Annotated in this window: 19 protein-coding genes; 7 read left to right on the plus strand and 12 right to left on the minus strand. The window is 70.2% G+C overall.

The window, feature by feature from the left end:
* The first annotated feature begins 1,521 nt into the window (after positions 1-1,521).
* Complete coding sequence (locus tag ODJ79_RS00005) at positions 1,522-2,361, plus strand: hypothetical protein (RefSeq protein WP_263021453.1); 840 nt, start codon at positions 1,522-1,524, stop codon at positions 2,359-2,361.
* A 165-nt stretch (positions 2,362-2,526) separates the two neighbouring features.
* Here ODJ79_RS00005 and ODJ79_RS00010 read toward each other — a convergent pair whose 3' ends face one another.
* Positions 2,527-3,495, minus strand: coding sequence for a D-alanine--D-alanine ligase (locus ODJ79_RS00010; RefSeq protein WP_263021160.1), 969 nt, complete (start codon positions 3,493-3,495; stop codon positions 2,527-2,529).
* Positions 3,492-4,802 (minus strand): PLP-dependent aminotransferase family protein, encoded by a 1,311-nt coding sequence (locus tag ODJ79_RS00015; RefSeq protein ID WP_263021161.1) that lies wholly within the window; start codon positions 4,800-4,802, stop codon positions 3,492-3,494. The genes ODJ79_RS00010 and ODJ79_RS00015 overlap by 4 nt, the downstream gene beginning before the upstream one ends.
* Before the next feature lie 183 nt (positions 4,803-4,985).
* Here ODJ79_RS00015 and ODJ79_RS00020 point away from each other — a divergent pair, with 183 nt between their 5' ends.
* On the plus strand, positions 4,986-5,654 hold the full coding sequence (locus tag ODJ79_RS00020) for a GNAT family N-acetyltransferase (protein WP_263021162.1): 669 nt from the start codon (positions 4,986-4,988) through the stop codon (positions 5,652-5,654).
* Here the strand turns inward: ODJ79_RS00020 and ODJ79_RS00025 are convergent.
* The 8 genes from ODJ79_RS00025 to ODJ79_RS00060 form a co-directional block, all read right to left on the minus strand.
* Positions 5,632-6,786, minus strand: a complete 1,155-nt coding sequence (locus ODJ79_RS00025; protein ID WP_263021163.1) for an N-acetylmuramoyl-L-alanine amidase — start codon at positions 6,784-6,786, stop codon at positions 5,632-5,634. The genes ODJ79_RS00020 and ODJ79_RS00025 overlap by 23 nt on opposite strands.
* 143 nt (positions 6,787-6,929) lie before the next feature.
* A complete protein-coding gene (gene trxA, locus ODJ79_RS00030; protein WP_263021164.1) occupies positions 6,930-7,253 on the minus strand; it encodes a thioredoxin in 324 nt (107 codons plus the stop codon).
* 13 nt (positions 7,254-7,266) lie between these two features.
* The gene (gene trxB, locus ODJ79_RS00035) at positions 7,267-8,226 is read right to left on the minus strand and encodes a thioredoxin-disulfide reductase (protein WP_263021165.1); all 960 of its coding nucleotides are present in this window, start codon (positions 8,224-8,226) and stop codon (positions 7,267-7,269) included.
* A 127-nt stretch (positions 8,227-8,353) separates the two neighbouring features.
* A complete protein-coding gene (locus ODJ79_RS00040) occupies positions 8,354-9,244 on the minus strand; it encodes a hypothetical protein (RefSeq protein ID WP_263021166.1) in 891 nt (296 codons plus the stop codon).
* On the minus strand, positions 9,241-10,020 hold the full coding sequence (gene sigM, locus ODJ79_RS00045) for an RNA polymerase sigma factor SigM (protein ID WP_263021454.1): 780 nt from the start codon (positions 10,018-10,020) through the stop codon (positions 9,241-9,243). The genes ODJ79_RS00040 and sigM overlap by 4 nt, the downstream gene beginning before the upstream one ends.
* A 16-nt stretch (positions 10,021-10,036) precedes the next feature.
* Complete coding sequence (locus ODJ79_RS00050) at positions 10,037-11,578, minus strand: protein kinase family protein (protein WP_263021167.1); 1,542 nt, start codon at positions 11,576-11,578, stop codon at positions 10,037-10,039.
* A gap of 292 nt (positions 11,579-11,870) precedes the next feature.
* The gene (gene murJ, locus ODJ79_RS00055) at positions 11,871-13,754 is read right to left on the minus strand and encodes a murein biosynthesis integral membrane protein MurJ (protein WP_263021168.1); all 1,884 of its coding nucleotides are present in this window, start codon (positions 13,752-13,754) and stop codon (positions 11,871-11,873) included.
* Positions 13,755-13,802: 48 nt separating this feature from the next.
* Complete coding sequence (locus tag ODJ79_RS00060) at positions 13,803-14,684, minus strand: hypothetical protein (protein WP_263021169.1); 882 nt, start codon at positions 14,682-14,684, stop codon at positions 13,803-13,805.
* Between the two features lie 134 nt (positions 14,685-14,818).
* Here ODJ79_RS00060 and ODJ79_RS00065 point away from each other — a divergent pair, with 134 nt between their 5' ends.
* A complete protein-coding gene (locus ODJ79_RS00065) occupies positions 14,819-16,252 on the plus strand; it encodes a CCA tRNA nucleotidyltransferase (protein WP_263021170.1) in 1,434 nt (477 codons plus the stop codon).
* Positions 16,253-16,291: 39 nt separating this feature from the next.
* On the plus strand, positions 16,292-16,747 hold the full coding sequence (locus ODJ79_RS00070) for a methylated-DNA--[protein]-cysteine S-methyltransferase (RefSeq protein WP_263021171.1): 456 nt from the start codon (positions 16,292-16,294) through the stop codon (positions 16,745-16,747).
* 137 nt (positions 16,748-16,884) lie between these two features.
* Here ODJ79_RS00070 and ODJ79_RS00075 read toward each other — a convergent pair whose 3' ends face one another.
* Positions 16,885-17,964: an inositol-3-phosphate synthase gene (locus ODJ79_RS00075; protein ID WP_263021172.1), complete on the minus strand. Its 1,080-nt coding sequence runs from the start codon at positions 17,962-17,964 to the stop codon at positions 16,885-16,887.
* Positions 17,965-17,985: 21 nt separating this feature from the next.
* The gene (locus ODJ79_RS00080) at positions 17,986-18,630 is read right to left on the minus strand and encodes a PadR family transcriptional regulator (RefSeq protein WP_263021173.1); all 645 of its coding nucleotides are present in this window, start codon (positions 18,628-18,630) and stop codon (positions 17,986-17,988) included.
* A gap of 168 nt (positions 18,631-18,798) precedes the next feature.
* On the opposite strand from ODJ79_RS00080, the gene ODJ79_RS00085 reads away from it, so the two are divergent.
* From ODJ79_RS00085 to ODJ79_RS00095, 3 genes are all read left to right on the plus strand, one after another.
* Positions 18,799-19,266 (plus strand): DUF5318 domain-containing protein, encoded by a 468-nt coding sequence (locus tag ODJ79_RS00085; RefSeq protein WP_263021174.1) that lies wholly within the window; start codon positions 18,799-18,801, stop codon positions 19,264-19,266.
* A 432-nt stretch (positions 19,267-19,698) separates the two neighbouring features.
* Positions 19,699-22,161: a transglycosylase domain-containing protein gene (locus tag ODJ79_RS00090; RefSeq protein WP_263021175.1), complete on the plus strand. Its 2,463-nt coding sequence runs from the start codon at positions 19,699-19,701 to the stop codon at positions 22,159-22,161.
* Between the two features lie 154 nt (positions 22,162-22,315).
* Positions 22,316-23,845 carry a glycosyltransferase family 87 protein gene (locus ODJ79_RS00095; RefSeq protein WP_263021176.1) on the plus strand — a complete coding sequence of 510 codons (1,530 nt, stop codon included), beginning with the start codon at positions 22,316-22,318 and terminating at the stop codon, positions 23,843-23,845.
* Positions 23,846-24,269 lie beyond the last annotated feature (424 nt).

Below are 24,269 nucleotides of genomic sequence, written 5' to 3' on the forward strand. Positions count from 1 at the left end.
GAGCCGGGAGCCGGGAGCCGGGAGCCGGGAGCCGGGAGCCGGGAGCCGGGAGCCGGGAGCCGGGTTTCACGTGAAACCAATCGCTTCCCCGGCGCAGCCGGAGCCCGGCGGAGTCCGGCCGTTGGTCGCCTCCTCCGGCTGGGCGGTGGCGCGACCTCCGCCAGCAATGCACGTCGGGCGAACCTCGATGCCAGCCCCACGGACAAACGGGAGTGACGAAGACGGCGACGCCTGCGGCAGGCCGGCGTAGCCGATGGCCGTCGTTACATCGGTCCAGAGATCGAGGCCGAGCCGGCCATACAGCGCCGCCGAGCCGCGCCTGCCTTGGGTGGGAAGTCGCATCGGGTCAGCCGCAATATTCCGACGCTGCTGGCGTCGACGTCGTCGGCATTGGCGCCTGCGTGGGCGGCCCGGCGAGCGGGCGGGCGGAGGCAGCTCGCGGAGCGCGTGTGCGGAATTGCATGGCCGGTGTAGGGCGGGAGCCAGGACTCACGAGCGACGGAAGGCTGCCCCGCCATCCATAGCTACGGCCGGGCGCTTGCTCGGCGGTCGACGTGGACGCCGACTCCGAGGGCGAGGCGAGGGCAGGGCAGGGCGAGAGCGCAGGGCGCAGGGCGCGGGGCGCGGGGCGCGGGTGGGCCCAGGGCGAGGCGAGGGGTTGGCCCATGGCGAGGGCGAGGGTGCGGACGAGGCGAAGGCACGGACGAGGCGGCGAGGGCACGGACAAGGCGGCGAGGGCACGGACGAGGCGGCGAGGGCACGGACGAGGCGGCGAGGGCACGGACGAGGCGGCGAGGGCACGGACGAGGCGGCGAGGGCACGGACAATGCGGCGAGGGCCACGGACAAGGCGGGGCGGGCGGAGGGCGAGGGCGGGCGCGGGGCGAGGGCGGCCGCGGGGCGACGGCGGGCGCAGGGCGCCGGCGCGGGCGCGGGCGCGGGCAAGGTTAGGGCAATGGGACGCGAGGGCGAGGCCGACAGGCGACAGGCGACAGACGACAGGCGACAGGCGACGGAGACGGCGAGGGGACGGGATGGCGACGGGATGGGACCCCATCCGGGAACGGCACTCGGGTGGGCCGGCCACGGCCCTTGGTCGCCATCGAGGCCTGTTCACTTGGGTGGGCGGAAAGTGAATGCGAGTCTGGCTCCAAGACTCGGCGGGCCGGCATGCTCGGGCGCTGCCTCGGCGGTTATCCACAGGCTGTGGGTAACGGCTGTTGAGAAACCGGCTGGGGCGGTTTCACGTGAAACAACGTTGATGGAGGGGTGGCCTTCCAAGGGTTCATCCACAGGGCGTGCAAGGCTGCGACGTCGTGTTTCACGTGAAACCGGGCGGCCTGTGGATAACTTCTGTGGATAACTGTGGGGGTTGCTTGGTGTCCACGGACCGTGATCGGCATCGATGGTGATCTCGGTGATGAGACGGCCGACGCATGGTTACCGTGCCGCCGGAAAATTGACCCGGGACACACGCCTTGACCTCGGCTAAAGTCACGCCGTGCCCGACAACGCCGCCCCTCTGCCCGACTTCACGCGCTGGCCCTCCTTCCCGTTCGAGGGCGACATGCGGGTCAAACCCCTGGCCGACCCGGTTGAGGTCGAGCCGCCGCGCAGCGGTGAGGACGCGGCGGACTGCGTTGCCTGCAACACCCCTGATGAGGCGTACATCTGGGTCAGTGAACGGTGGCGAGTCCGGGCCATGGATCGCCCCACAGGGCTGCCGATGGTCCTCATCCTCGAGTGCCGGTCGCACCTCGATCTCGGCGACCTGCCCAACCTGCTCGCCGCCGAGCTCGGTGTGATGACGGTGCGCCTCGAGCGGGCGATCCGATCGCTGGACGGCGTGGCGCGCGTTCATGTCAACCGATGGGGTGACGGCTCCGCACATTTGCATCTGTGGTTCCTGGCCCGCCCCTACGGCCGGCTACAGCTCCGCGGCACGTTCCTTTCGCTCTGGGACGACATCCTTCCGGTGATCCCCGAGCCTCAGTGGCGGGAAAACCTCGCCCTGGTTGCCGCGTGGCTTGCGGAGTTCGGCGGCCAGGCGATCGCCGAGCCGCCGCACATCCAATGGGAGGCGCCTTCCACGATCACACATAGCCCGTCCGCGGCGCACGACGCCGACGACCACCGCCCCGCCACCCTGGGCGACGTCGAAGCGAAGACCGACGCCGAAATCGGGACCGGGACGGAGACCAAGACCGAAACCGAGGCGAAGAACGGGACCGGGACGGAGGCCGAGACCGAGGCGACGGTCGCGACTGAGGCCAAGACCGAGACCAAGACGGCGTCAACGATCGCGGTCGCGAACGACATGGTGGAGGACGTCCCTGCCGTGCAACCCAGGGCGATCACGTAAAAGCGGCGCCGCGATTCTGCCCAGGGACCTGCACGCCGGATCACGCTAGCGGCCCGGCGATAACCCGGGCGCCCGCGAGCAGGTCATTGCGCGCGGCTGCCCAGGGCCAGCGATAACAAGGCAGCCCCAGAGCCGGCCAGCCCGACCCCCGCGCGGGACGCGCGACTACGCCCGGGCCACAGCCCGCCCGATCAGCGTCGCCAGGATGTGGCCCAGATCGAGGCCGGCCGCCTGCACTGCGAGCGGCAACAGCGAGGTCTCGGTCATCCCGGGCGACACGTTGATCCCGAGCACCTGCGGCGAACCGTCCTCGGCCACGATCAGATCGACCCGGGACAGGTCGCGCAGGCCGAGCGCCTTGTGCGCGGCGAGCGCCGTCTCGGCGACCCGCGCGGTCGTCTCGTCGTCGAGCCGGGCGGGCGTGTGCCACGTGGTCAGGCCGGCCGTGTAGCGGGCCGCGTAGTCGTACACCCCGTCCCGGGGCACGATCTCGACGATCGGCAACGCCTGGGGGCCGGAGCCGAGGTCAACAATCGACACGGCGACATCCTTGCCCCGCACGTACCTCTCGACCAGCGCGGTCGAGTCGTACGCGAAGCACCCCACCATCGCGGCCGGAAGATCCACCTCTTCCCGGACCACCGCGGCTCCCAGGCCGGAGCCGCCCTGCGCCGGCTTGACCATCAGCGGCAGGCCGAGCCGGTCGACGATCCGGTCGAGCACCGCGACCGCGCCCAGCTCGGAGAACCGGTCGTGCGGCAGCGCCACCCAGTCGGGCGTCGGGATGCCCGCCTCGCGCAGCATCGATTTGGCCGACGGCTTGTCCCAGGCCAGCCGGGAGGCGCGCGCGTCGCAGCCGACGTAGGGCACCCCGCACAGGTCGAGCACCCCGCGCAGCGACCCGTCCTCGCCGGTGGCGCCGTGCAGCGCGATCACCACGGCGTCCGGTGGATCCGCCTGCAGAGCGGGCAGCAGCGAGACGTCCGCGTCGTGCATCTCGGCGTGCACACCTGCGTCGCGCAGCGCGTCGAGCACGCGGCGGCCGGAGCGCAGCGAGACGTCCCGTTCGTACGACAGGCCACCGGCCAGAACCATCACGCGCACATCGTCACCTGCAGCCATAGAAGGGATCATGCCAAGTCGGGGCCGGGGGCGTCGGCGGCGGCCGCGCCGCGACGACGATGGTGGTGCGGCGCCGAGGCCGGGCCGAACACCGCCCGCATCGCGAGCTCCTGCTCCATCACGCCGGCGAGCCGACGCACACCCTCACGCAGGCGGTCGGGCGACGCGTACGAGAAATTGAGTCTCATGTTGCTCGTTCCGGTGCCGTCCGCGTAGAAGCCGGTGCCGGGCACGTAGGCCACCCTCGCCGCGATCGCGCGCGGCATCATCGCCTTGGAATCGAGGCCCTCGGGGAGGGTCGCCCAGACGAACAGGCCGCCCGCCGGGTTGGTCCAGCTGGTGCCGGCCGGCATCAGGTCGCGCAGCGCGGTGAGCAGCACGTCGCGGCGCTCGCGGTAGATCTCGCGGTACGACTTGATCTGCTCGCGCCACGGCATGGTGGTGAGGTATTGCGTGACGGCGCCCTGCGCGAAGGCGCTCGGACACAACACGTTCGCCTCGCTCATCATCACGAGCTTTTCCCGCACCGCGTGCGGCGCGAGGATCCAGCCCACCCGCAGACCGGGAGCGAAGGTCTTGGAGAACGTGCTGACGTAGAAGACCCCATCGCGCCGGCGCGCGCGCAACGGCAGCGGGGCATCGCCTTCAAAAGACAGCATCCCGTACGGGTCGTCCTCCACCACCAGCAACCCGGCCCGCTCGCAGATCTCGAGCACCCGCTCCCGCCGCTCCTCGGTGAGCGTCACGCCGGCCGGGTTCTGGAACGTCGGGATGGTGTACAGGAACTTCGCCCGGCGGCCGGATCGCGCCACCGCGGCGATCGCCTCCTCGAGCGCGGCCGGGATCAGCCCCTCGTAATCCATCGGTACGTGGTGAACCTGTGCCTGGGCGGCCTGGAAGACGCCGAGCGCGCCGACATAGCTCGGGCCCTCGGCGAGCACCACGTCGCCCGGGTCGAGGAAGAGACGGGCGAGCAGGTCGATCGCCTGCTGGCCGCCGACGGTGACCACCACGTCGTCGGGGGAGGCGCCGCGGATGCCGGAGAGCGCCATCACCTCGCAGATGCGCTCGCGCAGCTCGACCGTGCCCTGGCCGATGCCGTACTGCAGGCTCACCGCGCCGTGCTCGGCGGCGAGGCTGCCGAGCATCTCGCCGACGGCGTCCAGCGGGAGTGCGGCGATGTATGGGGAGCCGCCGGCCAGCGACACCACCTCGGGACGGCTGGCGACGGCGAACAGTGCGCGGATCTCGGAGGTCGTCATCCCGCGCACGCGTCGCGCGTACACATCGGTGTAGTCGTCCTGGGTGGTGCCGGTCATCTGTGCCCTCCTTAAGGCAGGCCGGGACCACAAATGCTAGTCGGCTCCCGCACGGGAGGCCCTCGGATAACCGGGTGGATGCCCGACCTGGTCCCGTTCATGGATTTTGCGGCGTAGGATCCTGCCCGGGGCCGGTGGGGGCCTGGCAGACGTACGCGCCGTGGCCCAGTGAGGGGGATGGCTGTGTCGCGACGCCTGGTCAATCTCACGCTGGACACCCTCGAGGACCTGCCCCGCCCATGTCGGCAGTGCGTCTACTGGGAGCTGGACCCGGTCGCCGCCGAGCGGGCGTGCGCGTCCGGCGACCCGGGCCTGGAAAAAGAGGCGTGGGTGTCGCAGACGCTGCTGGAGTGGGGCTCCTGCGGCAAGCTCGCCTACGTGGATGGCATGCCGGCCGGGTTCGTGATGTATGCCCCGCCCGCGTACGTCCCCCGCTCGATGGCTTTTCCCACGTCGCCGGTGAGCGCCGACGCGGCGCTGATGATGACCGCGCACGTGGTGGCCGCGTTCGCCGGTGGCGGCTTGGGCCGCATGCTGGTGCAGGGGGTGGCACGCGATCTGACCAAGCGCGGGGTGAAGGCGATCGAGGCGTTCGGCGACGCGAAGTTCGGCGAGGCCGACGACGACAAGCAGACAGGCTGCGTTGCGCCGGTCGATTTCTTCCTCTCCGTCGGCTTTAAGACCGTACGCCCGCATCCGCGCTATCCGCGGCTACGGCTGGAGTTGCGGACGGCCCTGTCCTGGAAGTCCGACGTCGAGTACGCGCTGGAGAAGCTGCTCGGCTCGATGAGCCCGGAGACGCTGCTGCGCCCGGTGCGGCCCGCGACGGCTACGCGGAGCGCGGAGAACTGAGGGCCACGCGGAGCTGCCGCACGTCGATCGAGCCGGTCGGCACGTCGATCTCGACGGGGTAGTACATCCGCTGCACCGCGGCCAGGATCGCCTCGACGATCTGATCCCGGAACAGTGGATTCACCAGCCGATCACGGTCGGTGGGCGAGGTCAGGTAACCCAGGTCGACGCGTACGGCCGGCATCTGGGTCAGCCGTAGCAGCTCCCAGGTCTTGGCGTGGATCCGGCAGTCCCGCATCCCGGTCCGCACCACGATCTCGCGCTGCACCAGGTTGGCCAGCCGCTCGCCGACCGTGGAGCTCAGCCCGTTGCCGGTGCCGTAGTGGTAGGTCGCCACCCCGTGCGCGGCCTCGTTCTCGTGCCCGTCGACGTGCAGCGAGATCAGTAGGTCGGCGCCCAGGCTGTTGGCCAGCGTGGCCCGCTCGGCGCCGGTCATCGGCCGGGCCGGGTGCGGGCCGCGGGTCAGGTGCACCCGCATGCCGGCCGCGGCGAGCCGGCCCTCGAGCCGGGCGGCCAGGTCGAAGACGAGATCGGCCTCGGTCCAGCGCAGCGGGCCCTCGGGGACCACCACGCCCAGGTCGTCGCCGCCGCCGTGGCCCGCGTCGATCACGATGGTCTTGCCCATCAGGTTGGTGCCGGCCTGGCGGAACGCCTCGGCCTCGCGCAGCCACTGGGGGCGGCCGCCGACGACCTTGCGGCCGAGCCGGCGCAGCGCCTTCATGGTGTTGGGACCGCACGACCCGTCGGGGGTCAGGCCGACCTCGCGTTGGAACTGGGCGACCGCGCGGGCGGTGCGCCCGCCGTAGATCGAGTCGGCGCGGCCGGTGTCGTACCCCATCTCCAGCAGCCGCTCCTGCAGCGCCCGGACGTCCTCGCCGACCAGCGCGGCCGGTACCGAGTGGTAGAGCGTGCGGGCGCCGAGCCGCCAGCGCGCCGCATCCAGCGCGCCCCAGGTCTCGTCGCCGACCAGCCCGTCGACGCCGATGCCGCGGCTCTGCTGGAACGCGCGGACCGCGGTGTCCATGGCGTCGTCGAAGGCGTCCGAGGGGCTGTCGAGCAGATCCAGGCCAACCAGGATGGATCTGATCTCGGCAACGGCCGGGCCGCTGTCTCCACGTCGGATGGAACGCACGCGGGACTCCTTGCATGGGTCCGAGGGAAATGAAGAACGACTTCGGAGCGTACTCCCCAACCGCCGCACCCACCCGGTGGCGCAATCCGCCCGGGGCACGACAACGCCCCGCATCCGAAAGGATGCGGGGCGTGACTATCGGTTCAGAGAGCCGACTCGATGAAGCTCACCAGGGCGGTCTTCGGCTTGGCCCCGGTGACCGAGTTGACCGGTTCGCCACCCTTGAAGATAGTCAGCGTGGGGACCGACATCACCCGGTACGCCCGGGTGGTCTCCGGGTTCTCGTCGATGTTGACGCTGACGATCTCGACCCGGTCGCCCATCTCCTTGGCGATCTCGCCGAGCAGCGGGTCGACCTTCTTGCAGGGCATGCACCACTCCGCCCAGAAGTCCACCAGCACCGGCTTGTCCGACTGCAGCACGTCACTGGTGAACGTGGCGTCGGTGACGGCCTTGCCTGCTCCCACGACGACCTCTCCCTTACAGCTCTACGAATGAGGCGATGAAGCGTTCGGCGTCGAGCGCCGCGGCACAACCCGTGCCGGAGGCCGTGATGGCCTGACGATAGGTGTGGTCGACGAGGTCACCGGCGGCGAACACGCCCGGGATGTTGGTGCGGGTCGAGGGGGAGTCGACCTTCACGTAGCCCTCGTCGTCGAGCTCGATCTGGCCCTTGAACAGCTCACTGCGCGGGTCGTGGCCGATCGCCACGAACACACCGGTCACGTCAAGCACCTTGGTCTCGCCGGTCTTGACGTTCTTGAGCCGGACGCCGACGACCTTGCCGTCGTCGCCGAGGATCTCCTCGACGACCGAGTCCCACTCGATCTTGATCTTCGGGTTGTTCAGGGCGCGTACCTGCATGACCTTGCTGGCCCGGAAGCTGTCCCGGCGGTGCACGATCGTCACGGTCTCGGCGAAGCGGGTGAGGAAGGTCGCCTCCTCCATCGCGGAGTCGCCGCCGCCGACCACCACGATGTGCTGGTTGCGGAAGAAGAAGCCGTCACAGGTCGCACACGACGACACGCCGTGGCCGAGCAGCTCCTGCTCGCCGGGCACCCCGATCGGGCGCCAGGCGGAGCCGGTAGCGAGGATCACGGCGCGGGCGAAGAACTCCTTGTCGCCGACCCAGACGGTCTTGAGACCCTCGGTGCCGGCCTCGGTGGGCTTGTCGGTCAGCTCGACCCGGGTCACGTCGTCGGTGAGGAACTCGGCACCGAACTTCTCGGCCTGCGCCCGCATGTTGTCCATGAGCTCGGGGCCCATGATGCCGTCCCGGTGCCCGGGGAAGTTCTCCACCTCGGTGGTGGTCATCAGCGCGCCACCGGACTGGACGCCCTCGATCACGAGCGGCTTGAGATTGGCCCGGGCCGCGTACAACGCCGCGGTGTAGCCGGACGGCCCCGAACCGATGATGATCAGATTGCGGACCTCGTCCACTGCCGACTCCCTGTCGTCAAAAACTCGCCGGGTCAACGCCCGGCGACACTGCACGCTAGAACGTCATGCTAGGCGCATGCCATTCCCGCCAGGGCGGGCCGTGGCCGACCTCACCGGGGTGTGGCGCTCAGCGTACCGACACCTTCGCCCGGGTGTCCGCGCCGCGGTCGGATGTGCCGCACGCGGGGCCACTCGCCCAGGCCCAGGTGCCATTCTTGGCGGTGAAACGCACCACGATCGCGGGCATTCCCTCGAACTTCGCGTAATCCACCGTATCGACCGTGATCGGGCCGGCACCGTTCGCCTCGGCGATCTTGTCAAGGCACTGCTGAAGGTTGACCGGCGTGCTCAGCCGGCGCAGTACGCCGCCCGCCATCGACGATGCCGAGGCGGCCAGCGGCTGCGGCGCCGGCTCGGCGAGTGTCGCCTCGGTGTAGTCGATGCCGGTGTAGCGCAGCTGCGGCAGCGCGGTGGTCTTGCCGGCGTCCGCGTTGTCCTGCGCGGCGTAGGGCTCGGAGCGCTCCGGTTGCCCACCCGCAGCGGCGGGCGCCTCGGCGGTGTCCTGCCGAGCCTCGCCCGAGCCGGCGGCGCTGGTGTTCGAAGCCTTGTCCGAGGCGCCACGCTCGAGACCGGCGAGGTAGTCGAGGCCGAATCCGACAAACGCCACCGCGCCCGCGGCGATCGCGATCGGCGTGACCCACCGCAACTTCCTTTTTTCCCGTACGGGCGAAGCGGCGTCCCCGTGGATCAAGGTGAGCTGCGGTTTCGTCGTCGCTTCGGCCAGTGCCACGTCGAGCCTGGCCACGATGTCGTCGGGCATCGGCACTGCCTCGAGGCGGCCCAGCTCGGCCTCGACCGCCGCCATGTCGCCGCTGAGGGACTCGTAGGCGGACCGCCAGGCCGGGTCGTCGGCGATCAGCGCGGCGACCATCGACTCGTCGGGGGTATCGACCAGCGCGCCGCCGATGTAGTCGGCCAGCAGGTCGACGTCGACCCCGCGGAACTCGGCCCCGGTCACCTCTCGTCCCTCCCCTCGGCCGGCGTGGGCAGCGGATGGTCCGCTCCCGGTCTGGATGGGACGGTCTGGGCGGCCTGCTGGTTCCCGCCGGCGGCGTGACCAGCGTCTCCCGAGCCTCGTCCGGCGCCTTGTCGCGCGTCGTCGGGTGCCGCGCCGCCTTGTCGCGCGTCGTCGGGTGCCGCGCCGCTTTGTCGCGCGTCGTCGGGTGCCGCGCCGCGCAGGCCGGCCAGGGCCAGTGCCATCCGGGCGCGGCCGCGCGCGCAGCGGCTCTTGATCGTGCCCTCGGCGACGCCCAGGATCTCGGCGGCCTCGGCCACCGGATAGCCCTGCACGTCGACCAGCACGATCGCGGCCCGCTGCTCGGCCGGCAGATCGGCCAGCGCCTGCCGCACCACCAGCCTGGTGTCGTGATCCTCGGGCGGTGCGGCCGGCTCGGGCGCGGACGGCCGGTCGTCGGCGCGACTGCCGTCCGGCAGCGGCACGGTCGGGTGCGCCTGCCGGCGACGGATCCGGTCGAGGCTGGCGTTCACCACGATGCGGTGCAGCCAGGTGGTGACGGCCGAGTCGCCGCGGAACTTGCCGGCGTTGCGGTGCGCCGAGAGCAGCGCGTCCTGCACCGCGTCGGCGGCCTCCTCGCGATCGCCGATCGTGCGCAGGGCGACCGCCCACAGCCGGTCCCGGTGCCGGCGGACCAGCACGGCGAACGCCTGCGCGTCACCGTCGAGGTGCGCACGCAGGAGGTCGGCGTCGCTCGGCCCCTCAGTCACGGGAGCAATCTAACCTGTGGGCGGGTCAGTAGCCGTAAACCGAGACCTCGTTGACGCTGACCTTGAAGCCGCTGCCGTCGTCGTTCGGCGGCAGTTCGGTCAGCCAGACGAGGATGTACTGGTACTGGGTGTTCGGATCGAAGACCGAGAAGATGCGGTTGGTGCCGTCGCCCTTCGCGTCGGCGTCCGGCTCACCCAGCCTCTTGTACGTGTCGACGATCTTCTGGTCGCCCTGGCTGTTGTCGCCCGGGTCGATCGTGCCGTAGCGGATGTCCATGCCCACGCCGGACGACGAGGTCTCGACCCGCACGTCGGCAAGGTTCCGCTTGGCGCCCAGGTTGATCAGGACACCCATGCCGGCCTTGAGGTTGCCGAATTTGGCGGACTTGAAGCTGTGCGTGGTCCACGACGTGCTCGGGTCGCCGTCGACGACGTTCTTGGCCTCGTCGGAGTCGCTGCGGTCGCCCGACGGCGGGTCGACGATGCGCACCATGTCGGGGGTGAGCTTGATCTGCACCGGGTTCTTCGCCGGGGCCTGGGTGTCGGTGCCCGCGCTGGTCGGCGCGCCGCCGGCGTTCGCCTGGGTGGTCGACTTCGACTGCGGCGTACCCGAACTGGTGATCGCGCGGATGCCGAAGACCAGGCCGATGATGGCGATGACGACCAGCGCCGCCACCCCAATGACGATCTTGGAACTGTTCCGCGGCGGCTCGGAGGTGGCATTGCTCTGGGAGAAGCGCAGCGGGCCGACGTCCTCGTAGTCGTCGTCGGCGGCGGCGTCCAGCCGGGCCAGCTCGGCGGAGAGTGCGGCGGCCTCGGGGGCCGCGACCCGACTGTCGAGCAGATCCATCGTCAGATCGTCGAGGTACGCCGGGACGCCCGCGCGGATCTGCCGCGGGGCGGCCGGGTTGCCCGATCCATCGCGGTTCGCGTCGGGAATCGACGACCGGCCGACCTCGGCGTGCGGCCAGCGCCCGGTCAGGGCGTAGTAAAGAATGCCGCCGACGGCACGAGCGTCTTTCTCCGCGCTGTCGGCCGCGTCGGCCCGCGCGTCGGCGAGCACGACCCGGCCGTCGTCGGCGATCAGGGTCGTGCCGGGGTGCACGTTGCCGTGCACCATGCCGGTCGCGTGCACGGCGGCCAGCGAGTCGGCGATGGCGTGCGCGATCGTGGTGGACCGGGCCGGGTCGAACGGGCCCTCCTGGGTGACCAGCTCGCGCAGCGACGCGCCGTCGACCCACTCGCGCACCACGTAGGCGCGGGTGCCCTCGTCGATCGCGTCGTAGACGCCGACCAGGTTGGGGTGGATCACGCGGCTCGCGTCGACCGCGGCCTGCAGCATCTCGGTGGCGGAGTCACCGCCCGGGTAACGCAGCACCACCGCGACGGGACGACGGAGGATCACGTCGACACCGCGCCAGACCTGGCGGCCGGCGCTGTCGTCGTTGACGTGCTCCTCGAGCTGATAGCGCTCGGCCAGGATCTCACCGACGGTGGGGTTACCGCGGGTCATGACCGGTCCGTCCGCATCGGCCGCGGTCTCGTGGCCTTCGCCGACCTGGGTCACCCGTCCTCCCTCGGTGCTCCGCGCACGCCGATAGCGCGCTGGGTGCAACTGACGACGTGCGCTGCGCACATGCCGACACTGACCATACCCGCCCGTACCAACCCTACGGCAGGTCGTCCCCCCGGCGCGGCACTCGGACTTGCCCGTCCGAACGGACTTTTCTCGACCCGAAACGGCGGAGAAGCACCTGATCAGATGGTGCCCCGAAGGTAGTCTGGGTCCCGCCGCGACCGATTTGGAACGGTGGACGCTTTTTGCCCTGCCGATCAGCGCTCGATCCTCACCCGTACGGTCAGCGCCCGATCTTGCGGCGGACCATCCCGATGACCTGGTTGATCTCGGGGAGCCGGACCACCGCGGCCACCGCCAGGAACGCTCCGAAGCCGAGCACGCATTGCGCGGCCAACAGGATCGCGGACAGCACGAAGCTGTCGTTCACGTGCGGGCCGACGACCAGATGGCCGATCTCGGCGACGGCGAGCGCGGCCAGGCTGCAGATCGCGGCCTTCGAGAAGAGGGTCAGAATTTCGCGCCCGCCGAGGCGCCCGACCCGGCGGCGCAGCAGCACGACGGACACGAGGCAGCCGAACGCCCAGGAGATGCCCTGCGCGCCGGCGATGCCGAGCACCACGTGCTCGGTCGACAGCACCCGGGAGAACACGATGGCGGTCAGCGCCCCGATGCCGGTCGAGAAGATCGCGACCAGGCCCGGCGTGCGGGTGTCCTGCTGGGCGTAGAAACCCCGCTGCAGCAGCTGGAGCACCGCGAACGGGGTCAGGCCGATCGCGAAGACCCGCAGCACGTTCGCTATCACCTCCGCGCTGGCCGCGCTGGTGTTGCCGTGCGCGAACAGGACGAAACAGATCTCGCTCGCCGCGCCGAAGAGCAGCGCGACCGCGGGCAGCATCAGCGCCAGCGACAGTCGCAGGCCCTCGCGAAGCTCTCCGGCGAGCCGGCTCAGCTTTCCCTCGGCGGCGCTCTGTGTCATCCGGGGCAGGATCGCCGTGATGATCGAGATCGCGACCACGGCGTACGGGAGCTGGAAGAAGGCGTACGCGTTCGTCCAGGGCGTGAGTCCGACGCCGGTGTGGCTGCCGGTCTCCTTGGCGTAGCGCGCGCCGGCCGCGTTGGCGAGGTTGGTGTAGACGACCAGCGCGACCTGCTGGGCCACCACGTAGAGCAGGGTCCAGCTGGCCATGCCCCACATCTGGGTCAGCTCGGCGCGCCGGAAGTCGAAGCGCGGGCGGAAGTTGAAGCCGAGCGCCCGCATCGAGGGAATCAGACCGAACGCCTGCGCGCCCACGCCGGCCGTCACGCCGATCGCCAGGAAGCGGAGCTGACCGTCGCCGATCGTCTCCGGAGTCAGCTTGTCACCGTGGGTGATGACCATGAAGGCGCCGAGGACCCCGATCACCACGATGTTGTTGATGACCGGGGTCCACATCGGCGCGGCGAACCGGCCCCGAGCGTTCAGCGAGGCGCCGGCGACCGCCGCGAAGCCGTAGAAGAAGATCTGCGGCAGGAAGAACAGCAGGAACAGCACGGCGATCCGATGCTGCGCCGGGGTGAACTTGCTGCCGTACAGGTTGATGAGCATCGGCGCGACCGACATCGCGGCCACGGTGATCAGAGCGAGCGCGCAGAGCAGGACGGTGAACAGGCGCTGCTCGAACTCCTCGCCGTACTTCTCCGACTTGTTGCGCGCGCGGATCAGCAGCGGGACGTGGGCCGCGGTCAGCACGCCGCCGAGCAGGAGGTCGAACACGATGTTGGGGATCGTGTTGGCGGTGTTGAACGAGTCGGCCAGCAGTCCGGTGCCCAGCGCCGCGACCAGCAGCGCCGACCGGAAGAAGCCGGTGACCCGGGACGCCAGCGTGCCGACCGCCATGATCGCGCTGGATCGCAGCAGGCCGCCGCCGGCCGCCGGCCGCTGGCTCTCGGCCGGCACCTCCTGCGGCGGGAGATTGTCCTGCTCGAGCGGCACCCCCGGCATGGACGTGGTGACCGGGCCGATCACCGCCTCCGGATCGACCGGGCGGCCGTACACGCCGGGCGGGTTCTGCCGGGTCTGCTCGAAGGTCCCCGGCTGCGGCTGGACCTCCTCGTCGCTCGGCACGTCGTCCGCGGACGGCGGCAAGCCTCGCGAGTTGGCACTGTTATAGAGGCCGCCGGTCACGCCGCCTCCACCGGGGATGAGAACACAGGGTCACCATAAAGGGGTACGTCATACATGGCGTCGCAGGAGGGTGCCGGGGCGCGCGCCCGCGAGAGTCTCGACCATCCAGCACGCCTCGGCAGCAACCAGGGGCTCACTCAGCGCATCCAGCACCGTCGGGTGATCGCAGCCGGCCTCGGTCAGCGCACCGAGCAGAGCGGGAACGGGTGCCAGGTCACCGGTGTCGAGGATGTGCCGGGCCAGCGGGACGGTCGTCGCATACCAGGACTGGCGCGGCAGGCGATCAAGGTGCGCGGCGGCCAGGCGTACGAGATCGGCCAGGCTCTCCCGCGGGAAGCGCGACCCTTGTCGCACCTCTGGGAACCGCGTCACGGTACGGGTGAGCTCGGCGATCGCGGCCTCGTCGAGCACCTGCGGTGACGGCGCGGGTGGCGCCGGCCACCACTCGGCGCTCGCGAACAGGGGCAGCGGCGCCTGTTCGGGACCGTGCGGCGTGACCGGCGGCACGTCCCGGCGCAGCGAGCGGTAGGCGACCTCGCGCACGGCGGCGACGAGGGTCTCGTCGTCATCCGGCGTGGCCGGGGCGAACGGGGACAGCAGCGCGACCACCAGGCCGGGGTGCGGCAGGGTCGGATCCTCCAGGGCGATCACCCGGGCGCACAGGTCGAGCTCCCACCAGCGCAGCGCCGCGGGGTAGGGGCCGGCCGCCTCGGCCCAGCCCAGCTGGATCGGCTCCGAGCTGGCCGGGACGCGCAGGCCCAGCGTGCGGTCGCCGGTTGCCAGATCGAGCTCGAACACCAGCGCATAGCCGCCGGTGACCGGCAAGGTCACCCGCAGCTCCCTCGCGTCGAGGCCGGCGGGGGTCGCGCTCGCGCCCGTCCAGAACCCGGGGTCCTCACTCAGGCGACGCAGCGCCTCGGAAACGGGCACGGGTTCATACTGCCTGCTGTCTGCGGCTCCTGCCACGCGCCCGCCCAGTGCCCAGGGGCGTACACCGCACCGCCATCCGACCACCCCGCCCACCACCCAAGACCGGACTGAAGACCCGATACGCTGGTCGTCCCATGTCTGTGTTGAATGCTGCCCAGCGCAAGGCCGTCGCCGAGCTGCTCCGAGTGTCCCCGGTCGCGGATGAGCTCGGGCGCCGGTTCGAAGCGGCCGGCCACGAGTTGCACCTGGTCGGCGGCTCGGTGCGAGACGCGCTGCTGGGCGCTCTCGGTGACGACCTCGACTTCTGTACCGACGCGCCGCCCGAGCAGACCCTCGCGATCGTGCAGGGCTGGGCGGACGCGATCTGGGAGACCGGTCGCGAGTTCGGCACCATCGGGGTGCAGAAGAACGGCCTGCGGCTGGAGATCACGACCTTCCGGGCCGAGGCCTACGACGGTGTCACCCGCAACCCGATCGTCCGCTACGGCAAGTCGCTCCTCGAGGATCTCGAGCGGCGCGATTTCACGATCAACGCGATGGCGGTGTCGCTGCCCGGTCACGTCTTCACCGACCCGTTCGGCGGCCTGGCCGATCTCGCGGCCCGGGTGATCCGCACGCCGGCCGCGCCCTCGATCTCGTTCGGCGACGATCCACTTCGGATGCTGCGCGCCGCCCGGTTTGTCGCGAAGCTCCGCTTCAAGGTGGATGAATCGGTCATCGCGGCCATGGAGCGCATGGCACCCGATCTCGACCGGATCACCGCCGAGCGGGTCCGCGACGAGTTCACCAAGCTGATGTCCGGCGCCGACCCGATCACCGGGCTGCGGCTGCTCGTCGACACCGGCCTGGCCGACCGCTTCCTGCCGGAGATCTCCGGACTCAAGCTCGAGATCGACGAGCACGCCCAGCACAAGGACGTCTACGAGCACACGTTGACCGTCGTGCAGAACGCGATCCGCCTCGAGGGCGCCGACGGTCCCGACTTCGTGCTGCGGATGGCCGCGCTCATGCACGACGTCGGCAAGCCGGCCACCAAGGCGGTCGGCCGCGACGGCCGGGTGAGCTTCCACCACCACGAGATCGTCGGGGCGCGGCTCACCAAGCAGCGGATGAAGGCCCTGCGATACCCCAAGGACGTCATCACCGACGTGGTCGATCTGGTCGCGCTGCACCTGCGCTTCTACGGGTACGGCCGGGGCGAGTGGACCGACTCCGCGGTGCGCCGTTACGTGACCGACGCCGGGCCGCTGCTCACCCGGCTGCACCGGCTCACCCGCTCGGACGTCACGACCCGCAACCGCCGCAAGGCCGCCAACCTCGCGGCCGACTACGACGCGCTCGAGGAGCGGATCGCCCGCCTGCAGGCCGAAGAGGACCTGGCCCGGGTCCGCCCCGACCTCGACGGCAACGCGATCATGGAACTGCTCGGCCTGCCGCCGGGCCCGGTGGTCGGGCAGGCGTGGCGTTACCTCAAGGAGATGCGGCTCGACCGCGGCCCGCTGAGCCGGGAGGAGGCCGAGGCGGAGCTCCTCAAGTGGGCCCGGGACAACGGTCACCTGTCGTCCTGATCGGGTTTCTTGTCATACCCCCGGAGCAGAATCGGTGGCATGTTCGTCGTCGATTCGCCCATCGGCCCGCTCGGCGTGACCGTCGCCGGTGACACCGTGATCAAGGTGCGCTTCGGCGCGCGCCCAGGTCCGTCCGCGGAGCATCCGGCCGCCGCGCAGCTGACGGAGTATTTCGCCGGCGAGCTCACCGACTTCACCGTGCCGTTCGAGCTGCGCGGCGGCTCCGAGTTCGAGCGTGCCGTCTGGGCCGAGATCGCCAAGATTCCCTATGGCGAGATGATCACGTATGGCGCGATCGCCACTGCCCTGGGCGACCCGGGCGCGGCCCGCGCGGTCGGCACGGCCTGCAACCACAACCCCGTTCCGGTCATCGTCCCGTGCCACCGCGTGGTCGGCGCCGGCGGCAAGATGGTCGGCTTCGGCGGCGGCCTCGACCGCAAGCGGAAACTGCTGGAGCTGGAGGCGCGGGTCGCTTTGGCACGCGCCTGGGGTTGACCGGCGGACATCACCGCGGGCCGGGTCACCGACGTCCGCGAGATCGCGATGCGACTGACGCCGTACCCGCGGAGCTGGTGAGGAAACGGCAAAGGCCGGGTCGCCTCGGCGGCCCGGCCTTTGCGTTGCTCGCCGTGTCAGCGCTCGATCTCGCCGCGGATGAAGGCCTCGACGGCCTCCTTCGCGTCGTGGTCGTTGTACTGGACCGGCGGGGACTTCATGAAGTAGGAGGACGCCGAGAGGATCGGGCCGCCGATGCCGCGGTCCTTGGCGATCTTCGCGGCGCGGACCGCGTCGATGATGACGCCGGCCGAGTTCGGGGAGTCCCACACCTCGAGCTTGAGCTCGGCGTTCAGCGGGGTGTCGCCGAACGAGCGACCCTCGAGGCGGATGTAGGCCCACTTGCGGTCGTCGAGCCACGGCACGTGGTCGGACGGGCCGATGTGCACGTCGCTCTTGACCATCTCGTGCGGGATCTGGCTGGTCACTGACTGGGTCTTCGAGATCTTCTTGGAGACCAGGCGGTTGCGCTCCAGCATGTTCATGAAGTCCATGTTGCCGCCGAAGTTGAGCTGGTACGTACGCAGCAGCTCGACGCCTCGGTCCTCGAACAGCTTGGCGAGCGCGCGGTGCACGATCGTCGCACCGACCTGGCTCTTGATGTCGTCGCCGACGATCGGGAGGCCCGCGTCGGTGAACTTCTGCGCCCACTCGGGGTTCGAGGCGATGAAGACGGGCAGCGCGTTGACGAAGGCGCACCCGGCGTCGATCGCGGCCTGGGCGTAGAACTTGTCCGCCTGCTCGGAGCCGACCGGCAGGTAGGAGACGACCACGTCGACCTGCGCGTCGCGCAGCGCCTGGGCCACGTCGACCGACTCGGCCGGCGACTCCTCGATCATCTCGCGGTAGTAGGTGCCCAGACCGTCGAAGGTCGGTCCACGCTGGACGGTGACGCCGGTCGGCGGCACGTCGGTCAGCTTGATCGTGTTGTTCTCGCTGGCGACGATCGCCTCGGCCAGGTCCATGCCGACCTTCTTGGCGTCCACATCGAACGCCGCGACGAACTGCACGTCGGAAACGTGGTAGTCGCCGAAGGTCACGTGCATGAGACCCGGGACGCGGTCGTTGGGGTCGGCGTTCTTGTAGTACTCCACGCCCTGGACCAGGGACGAGGCGCAGTTACCCACACCGACGATGGCGACGCGGACGGAGCCCATCGCGTTTGCCTCCTTGTTTCATCACGGCCGGTCCTCGTGCGGACGCGGGGTTTGGGGGGATGCGTCCCCGGCCACTCGCTTTGGTGACTCAGCGGCGGGGAGGTCGAAGGAGCCGGGGGTAGCCGGCGCGCGGCCGGAGCGCTCGTTGGTGATGAGCTCCTCCAGCCACCGGACCTCGCGCTCGCAAGCGTCGAGTCCGTGGCGTTGCAATTCCAGCGTGTACGCGTCGAGCCGTTCACCGGCGCGGGAAAGAACCTCGCGCAGGCCCTCGCGGCGCTCCTCGATCCGCCGTCGGCGGCCCTCGAGGATGCGCAGGCGGGTGGCCTGATCGGTGCGGGCGAAGAAGGCGAAGTGCACCCCGAAGCCGGCGTCGTCGTACGTCTCCGGGCCGGCCTGGGCGAGCAGATCGGCAAAGCGTTCCTTGCCCTCCGCAGTGATCTTGTAAACAACCCGCCCGCGTTTGCTGGTCATCGGGGGGATGATCGACGGATCCGACGCCGACTCGGTGATCCAGCCGGCGGTCTGCAGCCGCTTCAAAGTCGGGTACAGGGTGCCGTAGCTGATTGCCGCGCGGATCGTGCCGAGCTTGGTCGCCAGCTCCTTGCGAAGCTCGTAGCCGTGCATCGGGGTCTCCTGCAGGAGACCGAGGATCGCCAACTCCAACACTGGCCACCCCCTCTTCGTACCCGATGTATCGGCCCGATACATCGCAACAGTAGATCTGCTCGGAGATGGACGCAAGAAGAACAGAACGTGGTGCCGGTTACGCGATCACCACGCCACGCAGAGTGATGGCTGTCGCCGCGCCGCCGTGGACCGCGTACTCTCTTCGCCATGCGCACGCAGCGGCAGGTCGTCGACTACTCGCTACAGAAGCGGGCAGTGCTGCGTGACGTGCACAACGGCCGGATCGGGACGCTTGAGGTCTGCGATGCGTCGCCGTACCTGAAAAACGCAGCTCTGTTCCATGGCGAGCCGACCGACGACCGCTGTCCGGTCTGCCGCCGCGACAATCTCACCCTGGTGCACTACATCTACGGGGATGAACTCAAGCAGTCCGCCGGGCAGGCCCGAAAGCTGGCCGAGCTCCCCGTCCTGGCGATGACTCTGCGTGAGTTCCAAGTCTTCGTCGTGGAGGTGTGCCGCTCCTGCGCGTGGAATCACCTGACCCAGCAATACGTGCTCGGCCGGGACGCGCTGACTGCCGACGAGCTTGATCAGGCCGAGGCCACCGCCTCGGCCGTCGCGGGCCGCCACCGCGAAACAGGGTCGTCATCGCAACGCCGGGAGGGCCGCCGATGAGGTGGCTCGAAATCGGTACCGTGTGCACGACCCCGACCGACTCGGGCATCCAGCGCCGCAATCGGTCATCGAAGACATCCGACAGGGCGGCTGCCGGAATGCAGCCCAAATCTCCCGCGCGCGGCGTCGTCGGCGGGGGCCCGTCCAGGGCTCTCGCGATGCACGCGGCCGTGACCGAGGTGTGACCGCATGACTTCGTACGGCGAATCGCAGTCTCCGCGTGCCCGGGCCGGGGTGCCCGTGCCCGGTGCCTCCGCGCCTGACGACCCCAGCAGATCTATGGGCGCGGCCCGTCCCGCCCCGGACGCGTACCGCCGTGGGTCCGGCGGGCGTGCCTCCGTCGGCAGCGCCTCGGTGGGCGCTGCCCGGGTGGGCGGGAGCCCGGGAGTTGCTCCGGTCGGTCAGGCGCCCGGCGCCACCGGTAGTGCCTCCGTGGGCGGCGCCGCGGGTTCGGCCCGGGTGGGCGCCCGCGCCTCCGTCAGCGCCGGAACCGGCTCCGTCGGCGGCCGGGCCTCGGTGGCCCGCGCCGCGGTCCGGCCGGGGCCGGCCGCTCCCGGCTCCCCCGGTGGTCCCGGCGGCAAGGACAGGTCCAAGGCGGCCAAGCGCCGCCGGCGTACCAACATCCTCACCGCGGCGGCTGCCGTGCTCGTCATCATGCTCGGCGCCGGCGTGGTCGGCGGCACCTACTTCTTCGACGACGTCGCGCTGCCGCCGCCGGTCACCGAGGACCAGTCCAACGTGATCAAGTATCAGGACGGCACGGTGCTCGCCAAGATGGGCGAGCAGAACCGCACCGTGGTCCCGGAAGAGAAGATCAACAAGGTCGTCGAGCACGCAGTCGCCGCCGCCGAGGACAAGAACTTCTACAACCACCACGGCATCGACATGAAGGGCATCGTCCGCGCCGCGTGGAACAACTTCACCGGCGGCGCGACCCAGGGCGCCTCGACGATCACCCAGCAGTACGCGCGGCACGCGGCCGACCTGAAGGCGATCAGCATCAACCGCAAGCTGCGGGAGGCGGTCATCGCCCGCAAGCTCGAGTCGACGTACAACAAAGACCAGATCATGGGCATGTACCTGAACTACATCGACCTCGGTGAGGGCAGGTACGGCATCGAGGCCGCGGCGCAGGGCTACTTCGGCAAGTCGGTGACCACGCCGGCAGGGCAGAAGAACGCCATCTCGGCGTCCGAGGCCGCGGTGCTCGCCTCGATCATCAAGCAGCCCTACCCGACCGCGAGCCACAGGGGTTACGACCCGAACTACAACCCCACCGACGCCAAGGATCGGTGGGAGTACACGATGAAGAACATGCTGGACATGGGCTGGATCAGCCCCGCCGAGTACGCGGCCCGGAAGTACCCGACGGTCCGTAAGCCCACCGCGAACTCCTGCAAGACCTGCGCCGCGGACAAGCCGGTCGGCATGATCCTGCGGCACGTCAAGGCCGAGCTCGCGAAGATGGGCGTCAGCGAGGACGAGTTCAACCAGGGCGGCCTCACCGTCACCACGACGATCGACCCGGTCGTGCAGAAGGCGGCCGAGGACGCCGGCTCCGCCGCTCGTGAAACCTCGCCGATGCACGGGTTGCCGAGCACCTATCAGGCCGCGGTGATCGGTATCGATCCCTCGAACGGTCGGGTGCTGGGCTACTACGGCGGCGACAAACCTACCGGCACCGACTACGCCGGCTACATGTCCGGCGACGGCGACGGGATCACCGGCGGTCAGTCCCCCGGCTCGAGCTTCAAGATCTACACGCTCGCGGCCGGCCTGCAGGAGGACCTGTCCTTCGACAGCATCTGGGACAGCACGCTGAAGCGGCCCAACGGCAAGGCGATCAACAACGCCGGCGCCGACCCGGGCACGATCTGCAAGAACCACACCAAGGACTGCGACCTCGAGACGGCGACGATCAAGTCGTACAACTTCCCGTTCTACTGGCTCGCCGACGCGATGGGGCGGGACAAGGTGATCGCCGCGGCCAAGGCGGCCGGGCTCAAGCACATGTACACCGACAGCGGCAAACTCGTCGACCTGACCACGACCGACAAGTCGACGTGGTTGCGGAACGGCTACTTCGACAACGAGGTCGCTTTCGGCCAGTACCGGGTGATCCCGCTGGAGCACGCCGAGGGCGTCGCCACCATCGTCAACAACGGTGTGCACCACGACGCGCACTTCGTCACCCAGGTGAAACGGGTCAACCCGGAGGACGGCAAGGTCGAGGTCCTCAACGCCGAGAAGTCGGCCGGCAAGCAGGTGTTCCGCGCCGACACGATGTCCAACCTGCAGGGCGTCATGTCGAAGATCGTGCAGGTCGACAACCGTGACCTGGACGGCGGCCGCGAGGGCATCGCCAAGTCCGGCACCTGGGAGTTCAACGACGGCAAGGACAAGCACACCGGATCCGGTGACTGTTGGTTCGTCGGCGGCATCCCGCAGTTGGCCGTGACCGTCTGGGTCGGCGGCAAGGGAAACAAGGTCGAGCTGCATGATCCGAAGAGCAGCAGCAGGTTCAAGGACATGTTCGGCGCCGGTGTCCCGTCGAAGATCTGGCGACAGTTCATCAACCAGGCCGCGGAGGCGAAGGACTGGAGCAACAAGGACTTCCCGGAGCGCATCCGCACCGGCGTCGCGACCAAGTTCGGCAACGGCGTGAAGCCGGTCGTCGTGACCCCGCCGGACCAGAACTGCGCGGCTGCCCTGCTCGGCCTGCCCTGCCCCGGCGACAACAACGGCGGGAACAACGGCGGGAACAACGGGGGTAACAACGGGGGTAACAACGGCGGCCCCGGCAACGGCGGCGGGAACAACGGCGGCCCCGGCAACGGCGGCGGGATAATCAACGGCAATGCCGTGACGGGGACACAAGCCGCCCAAGGCGGTTAGCGGCTGACCCTTGCGTCCTGACGGCCGGCGTGCACCCTGCGGGGGTGCGCCGGCCGTTGTCGTCCCGGCGCGGCGTGCCGTTTCATCAGGCTTTCTCACGTACGCCGGAAGTTGTGTCCGACTATTGCGTCCCGATGCGGCATGATGCGTTGTCATGAGCACCCAACCGTCCGAGGACATCGACCGCCCCGAGGATGCGCCCGCCGCCGCGGCGACCGGTGATCCGTTCGTGCGCGGCCTCTCCGAGGCGATCGGCGGACCGCTGGGCGGGCACGCCGTGCGACCGGATGCGAGACGCGGACGGTTCTGGACGGCGGCGCGGATCATCATGGCGCTGATGTGCATCACGCTGGCGTTCTCCTGGGTGCAGAAGTCGCCGTGTCAGACCGGGGACTGGCAGAAGAACATCCAGTACACCCGGTTCTGCTACACCGACGTGCTCGCGCTGTACTACGCCGAGGGGCTCAACGAGGGCAAGGTCCCCTACAAGGACCACGCCGTGGAGTACCCCGTGGTCACCGGCTACTTCATGGGCGCGCTCGGGCTGCCGGTGCACGCGTACGGGGTGAAGCACCCGGAGATCAACCAGGGCCAGTGGTTCTACAACGTGAACGCGCTGGTCCTCTCCGCGCTGGCCGTGGTGACCGCGGCCGTGATCCTCGCGCTGCGCCGGAGACGGCCGTGGGACGCGGCGATCTTCGCGCTCTCCCCGATCATCTTCTTCACCGCCACGGTCAACTGGGACTTCCTGGCGATCGGGCTGGCCGCGATCGGCCTGTACCTCTGGGCCCGGCGACATCCCGCGTGGGCCGGCGTGTTCTTCGGGCTGGGCGCGGCGGCCAAACTCTGGCCGCTGTTCATCCTCGGCCCGCTGCTCGTGCTGGCCCTGCGGTCGCGCACGGTCGACAAATGGCTCTGGGCGTTCCTGGCCACCGCCGGCACGTGGATCGCGGTCAACTTCCCGGTCTGGTACCTCTACCACGACAGCTGGATGCGCTTCTTCCAGCTCAACAGCGAGCGGCCGATCGACTGGGGCACGCTCTGGTATGTCGGCCGCTACCTGGACGGCAAGTGGCACACCGGCGGCGTTGCGCAGGGCCCGTTCCAGTGGCTGAGCAACCACATTCCCACCCTCAACATTCTTACGTACGGGTTGTTCGGGCTCGCCTGCGTCGCGATCGCGCTGCTGGCGTTCCTGGCGCCCCGCCGCCCGCGCCTGGCCCAGCTGGCCTTCCTGGTCGTCGCGGCGTTCCTGCTGTTCAGCAAGGTCTGGTCGCAGCAGTACGTGCTGTGGCTGCTCCCGCTGATCGTCCTTGCCCGGCCGCGCTGGGGTGCGATCCTCGCCTGGACGGTCGCCGAGTTCGGCTACTTCACCGCGTTCTACGCCGAACTGCTCGGCGCCGGCGGCAAGCCGGTCATCCCCGAGGGCACGTTCGTGCTGGCCGCGACGCTGCGCATCATCACCGTCGCCGTGCTGTGCGGCCTCGTGATCCGCGAGATCTGGCGACCCGAGCTCGACGCGGTCCGGCAGACCTACTCCGACGATCCGGACGGCGGCCACCTCAACCGGCCCGACGCCGGCTGGATCGAGACCTTCCGGCGATCCTTCGTCCACAACCGCAGCAAGCCGGCCGAGGCACCCGAGCCGCCACCCACCCCCGAGCCCGCCGCCCTGGCCGGCTGACACCCGACGCCAACGACGCCCGGGCCGCCTCACGGCCGCCCGGGCGTCACCTTGCGAACACCCGTCGACATCGGCGACGCCAGGGCGCACCCGCGGCGATTCCGGCGACCGGGCGGCGGGGGCAGGTTGCGGCGGGGCACCTTGCGGCGGGGACGCCCCAGCGGCGGCGCGCCCAGCGGCGGGAGCGGCCCAGCGGCGGGAGCGGCCGTGCGGCGGGAGCGGCCGTGCGGCGGGAGCGGCCGTGCGGCGGGAGCGGCCGTGCCGCCGGCTACGCCCAGCGGCCGGGACAGCCCTGCGGCGGGCGGGGACGCCTGCGGGCGATGACGACGACAGGGCCACCGCGACAACGGCGACGCCAGGGCGACGGACGACGGGGCGAGGCGGGAGACAGGGCGCCCGCGGCGGCGACGGCAGGGCGGCCGCC

This window comes from Actinoplanes sp. KI2, from assembly GCF_025630775.1.
Taxonomy (GTDB): Bacteria; Actinomycetota; Actinomycetes; order Mycobacteriales; family Micromonosporaceae; genus Actinoplanes.

What these genes read in the sequence shown, in the direction of transcription:
- ODJ79_RS00095 (WP_263021176.1), top strand. Translation starts at nt 22,316, where the DNA reads ATGAGCACCCAACCGTCCGAGGACATCGACCGCCCCGAGGATGCGCCC.
- ODJ79_RS00070 (WP_263021171.1), top strand. Translation starts at nt 16,292, where the DNA reads ATGTTCGTCGTCGATTCGCCCATCGGCCCGCTCGGCGTGACCGTCGCC.
- ODJ79_RS00065 (WP_263021170.1), top strand. Translation starts at nt 14,819, where the DNA reads ATGTCTGTGTTGAATGCTGCCCAGCGCAAGGCCGTCGCCGAGCTGCTC.
- ODJ79_RS00015 (WP_263021161.1), bottom strand. Translation starts at nt 4,802, where the DNA reads ATGACCGGCACCACCCAGGACGACTACACCGATGTGTACGCGCGACGC.
- ODJ79_RS00075 (WP_263021172.1), bottom strand. Translation starts at nt 17,964, where the DNA reads ATGGGCTCCGTCCGCGTCGCCATCGTCGGTGTGGGTAACTGCGCCTCG.
- ODJ79_RS00085 (WP_263021174.1), top strand. Translation starts at nt 18,799, where the DNA reads ATGCGCACGCAGCGGCAGGTCGTCGACTACTCGCTACAGAAGCGGGCA.
- ODJ79_RS00010 (WP_263021160.1), bottom strand. Translation starts at nt 3,495, where the DNA reads ATGATCCCTTCTATGGCTGCAGGTGACGATGTGCGCGTGATGGTTCTG.